The sequence below is a fragment of the Mesorhizobium sp. M7A.F.Ca.CA.002.09.1.1 genome, from assembly GCF_003998555.1.
GTDB lineage: Bacteria > Pseudomonadota > Alphaproteobacteria > Rhizobiales > Rhizobiaceae > Mesorhizobium > Mesorhizobium ciceri.
This window is the reverse complement of the sequence record NZ_RZRR01000523.1, coordinates 1-3,978: the sequence shown is the minus strand read 5'-3', so window position 1 is coordinate 3,978 and position 3,978 is coordinate 1. Positions and strand designations below refer to the sequence as shown.

The 3,978-nt window shown below is 62.7% G+C and carries 6 protein-coding genes; 4 read left to right on the top strand and 2 right to left on the bottom strand.

What is annotated here, in order from left to right; all coding sequences use genetic code 11:
• The 4 genes from ftsY to EN994_RS21165 form a co-directional block, all read left to right on the top strand.
• Positions 1 to 1,162 (top strand): signal recognition particle-docking protein FtsY (ftsY, locus tag EN994_RS21180; RefSeq protein WP_245466057.1); only part of this gene is annotated, 1,162 nt, incomplete at its 5' end.
• Between the two features lie 61 nt (positions 1,163 to 1,223).
• Positions 1,224 to 1,898: a septation protein A gene (locus tag EN994_RS21175; RefSeq protein ID WP_013528838.1), complete on the top strand. Its 675-nt coding sequence runs from the start codon at positions 1,224 to 1,226 to the stop codon at positions 1,896 to 1,898.
• Between the two features lie 25 nt (positions 1,899 to 1,923).
• Positions 1,924 to 2,544 (top strand): pyridoxamine 5'-phosphate oxidase family protein, encoded by a 621-nt coding sequence (locus tag EN994_RS21170; protein WP_013528837.1) that lies wholly within the window; start codon positions 1,924 to 1,926, stop codon positions 2,542 to 2,544.
• Positions 2,545 to 2,584: 40 nt separating this feature from the next.
• Positions 2,585 to 3,115, top strand: coding sequence for an NADPH-dependent FMN reductase (locus EN994_RS21165; RefSeq protein ID WP_063169541.1), 531 nt, complete (start codon positions 2,585 to 2,587; stop codon positions 3,113 to 3,115).
• A gap of 186 nt (positions 3,116 to 3,301) precedes the next feature.
• Here the strand turns inward: EN994_RS21165 and EN994_RS21160 are convergent, their stop codons facing one another.
• Positions 3,302 to 3,508, bottom strand: coding sequence for a 4-oxalocrotonate tautomerase family protein (locus EN994_RS21160; RefSeq protein WP_013528835.1), 207 nt, complete (start codon positions 3,506 to 3,508; stop codon positions 3,302 to 3,304).
• 76 nt (positions 3,509 to 3,584) lie between these two features.
• A partial coding sequence (locus EN994_RS21155) for an SMP-30/gluconolactonase/LRE family protein (protein WP_164746055.1) occupies positions 3,585 to 3,978 on the bottom strand: 394 nt, incomplete at its 5' end.

Sequence of the window (3,978 nt, the reverse complement as noted above, 5' to 3'; positions counted from 1 at the left end):
GTATAGCGACGGGGAGAAGGAAGAAGTTTCAGCGCCGACGCCCGAAGCACCCGCCGCCGAAATCGCACCTCCCATTCGCCAGCCTGCGCCGATCGAATCGCAGCCGGTCATTGCGGAAATTGCGCCCGAGCCGCAGCCTCTTCCACCACCCGCGCCGGAGCCGAAAGCCGCCCCCGGCAAGGTGACCGTCACCAAGAAGGTCGAGCAGAAGGCCGAGCCGCAAAAAGCGCCGGAGCCGGCACCGAGGCGCTCTTGGTTCCAGCGCATGAAGGACGGGCTTGCCCGCTCGTCCAAGGAACTGACCGGCAACATTGCCGGCGTCTTCACCAAGCGCAAGCTGGACGAAGAGACTTTGCAGGACCTGGAGGATGTGCTGATCCGCGCCGATCTCGGCATGGAGACCGCCTTGCGCGTTACCGACGCGCTGGCCGCCAGCCGCTACGGCAAGGACGTTTCCGACACCGAGGTCCGCGCCATCATGGCGGCCGAGGTGGAAAAAGTGCTGACCCATGTCGCCATGCCGCTGGAGCTCGACCTCTCGCACAAGCCGCATGTCATCCTGGTGGTTGGCGTCAACGGCACCGGCAAGACCACCACCATCGGCAAGCTCGCCGCCAAGCTGACCGATGGCGGCCTGTCGGTCATGCTCGCCGCCGGCGACACGTTCCGCGCGGCAGCCATCGAGCAGCTGAAGATCTGGGGCGAGCGGACGAAATCGCCGGTCATCGCCTCCAAGCTCGGCGCCGATGCCGCCGGCCTTGCCTATGATGCATTCGAGCGGGCGAAAGAGGCCGGCTCCGACGTGCTGATCATCGACACCGCCGGCCGTCTGCAGAACAAGACCGAACTGATGGCCGAGCTCGAAAAGATCGTCCGCGTGCTCGGCAAGCTCGATCCGGAAGCGCCGCACACCGTGCTGCAGACGGTCGACGCCACCACCGGCCAGAACGCGCTCAACCAGGTCGAGATCTTCCGCAATGTCGCCGGCGTCAACGGCCTGGTGATGACCAAGCTGGACGGCACGGCGCGCGGCGGTATTCTGGTGGCGATCGCGGCAAAGCACAAATTGCCGGTCTATTTCATCGGCGTCGGCGAACAGGTCGACGACCTCGAACCTTTCTCAGCAAGCGAATTCGCCAGGGCGATCGCTGGAGTAGCTTAACAAGCATGTCCCAAAAAGGTGCAGACTTTTTGGATCAGATCATGCGCAAGAAAGAGATTCCATGAACCCACCCATTCTCGAACGCGATCCGTCGGACCCGCAGAAGCAGAAGAAGGAAGGCGTCAATCCGCTGCTCAAGCTGGTGCTGGAGCTGGGTCCGTTGATGGTGTTCTTCTTCGCCAATGCGCGCAGCGGATGGCTGGTGCAGAAATTCCCTGTTCTGGCCGAGTTCGGCGGGCCGATCTTCGTCGCCACCGGCCTGTTCATGGCCGCCACGGCAATCGCGCTGATCGCCTCGTGGCTGCTCACCCGCACCTTGCCGATCATGCCGATGGTGTCGGGCGTCGTCGTCTTCATTTTCGGCGCGCTGACGCTCTATCTGCAGGACGACATCTTCATCAAGATGAAGCCGACCATCGTCAACACGCTGTTCGGCGGGGTGCTGCTCGGCGGCCTGTATTTCGGCAAGTCGCTGCTTGGCTATGTCTTCGATTCAGCCTTCAGCCTCGACGCTGAAGGCTGGCGCAAGCTGACCTTCCGCTGGGGCCTGTTCTTCCTGTTCCTGGCCATCGTCAATGAGGTGGTGTGGCGCAATTTTTCCACCGACGCCTGGGTTACTTTCAAGGTCTGGGGCATCATGCCGATCACGCTTCTGTTCACCTTCAGCCAGATGCCGCTGATCCTGCGCCATTCGCTGGACGACAAGACCGGCAAAGAAGAGAAGGCCGGGAAATAGAGCCTGCAAATAAGGGGAAAGGGCCATGGAATTCGTCACCACGCGCGACCAGTTGAGGACGATCTACAAGACGCCACGACCGACCGACGGTTCTATCCGAAAGGAGCTGAAAAAACTTGACGGCCATTGCCGCTCCTTCATCGGCAAGAGCCCATTCGTGCTGATTGGCTCGTCCGACGGTGCCGGCAATGCCGACGTGACGCCGAAGGGCGACAAACCGGGCTTTGCCACCGTTCTGGACGACACCACCATCGCCATTCCCGACCGGCCCGGCAACAACCGGCTCGACACGCTGGAAAACATCCTCGTCAATCCCCCGGTCGGGCTGCTCTTCCTCATCCCCGGCATGAACGAGACGCTGCGCGTCAACGGCGATGCCCGCATCACCGTCGACGCAAATTTGCGCGAACGGCTCGCCGTCGACGGCAGGGAGCCGCAAAGCGTTGTCGTGGTCAGCGTCAAGGCGGCCTACATGCACTGCGCAAAAGCCTTCATGCGCTCGGATTTGTGGAAGCCGGAAACCTGGTACGACCGCGCGACGCTGCCGACGCTCGGCCAGATCATGCGCGATCAGCTGGCGGTTGCCGATTCCGCCGAGGCGACCGACCGCTGGCTCGACGAGGAATACAAGAAGACGATGTGGTAGTTTTTGCGGACGCGATTCGCGTCTGGACCGATTCCATACCTTGCTGAACATCCTTGCCATTTCCGGCAGCCTGCGCGCGGCCTCCACAAATTCGGCGCTGATCGCCACACTGGCGCGCGAAGCGCCGTCCGGCTGCCGCGTCACCGTCCATGACGGGCTTGGCCGTTTGCCGATCTTCAATCCCGACGATGAAGGCGAGCGGACACCGCTCGAAGCCTCCAAGCTGATCCATGCCGTCAGTCGAGCCGACGGCCTGATCATCTCCTGTCCGGAATATGCCCATGGCGTGCCGGGCGGGCTGAAGAACGCGCTCGACTGGCTGGTCTCGCGCGATGCCGCCGTCGCCAAGCCCGCCATGCTGGTACACGCCTCGCCGCGCTCGCTGTTCGCCCGCGCCGCATTGGCTGAGATCATGCGCACCATGTCGTTCGCGCTTTACGACGATGTGCTGGAGATCGCCCTGCTCGGCAGGAAGCCGCCGGAGGTGGCGGGCATCCTGGCGGCGCCGGCGAACCGGCAGGCGATGCATGATGCACTGAATGCCTTCGCGGAGTTTATCCGCTCGCGTTGAGCGGCGGCCTCTCTTCCTTCTCCCCTTGTGGGTCCGAAGGACGGGGCGAGACCCGTGGCTCGCCCCAGGGTGGTGGCCTCGCGAGCGAGGTCGGATGAGGGATGTTCCAGCTTGGCACTGACGGCAATCCGTCACCCACCCTCAACCGTCTCGGCCTCCCAAAAGGGGAGAAGGAAAGATCGCGCATTACCCCTTTCGCAGCGTCTCCACATCGGTCTTCCCAACGTACCAATCGCGGGCGTTGACCTCTTCAAAAACCACCCAGACATCGTCGTTGCTCAGCCCGGTGGCGTCCATGATGGCCGCGGTGACCTTCTTGGCGATATCCGCCTTCTTGCCCGCCGGATCGGCGGCGATCACTTCCTTGACGATGCGGATGTTGACGAATGGCATTTCTTGTCCTCCCGGGGATGTTCGTGCTCACGACCCGCTTCGATGAAACCGTCGAACGGTCGCCAGTGTTCAACTCTCAGTATGTCTTGGCGCCGTTGACCATCAGCCGCACCATGTAGAGCGACGTGGTGCCGGCGATGTAGAGGCAATTCAGCTTGTTGCCGCCGAACACGCAATTGGCGGTGACTTCCGGCACCTTGACCTTGCCGATCAGCGTGCCGTCCGGATCGTAGCAATGGATGCCATCGGCGGCACTGGTCCAGATGCGGCCGTCCTCGTCGAGCCTGAAGCCGTCGAACAGGCCGGCGGTGCAGTCGGCGAAGACTTTTTCGCCGGAGACTTTCTTGCCGCCCTTGCCGACATTGAACACCCGCATATGCGCCGGATTCTGCGCGCCATGCGTGCGGCCGGTATCGACGACATAAAGCTTGCTCTCGTCCAGCGAGAAGGCGAGGCCGTTGGGCCTGACC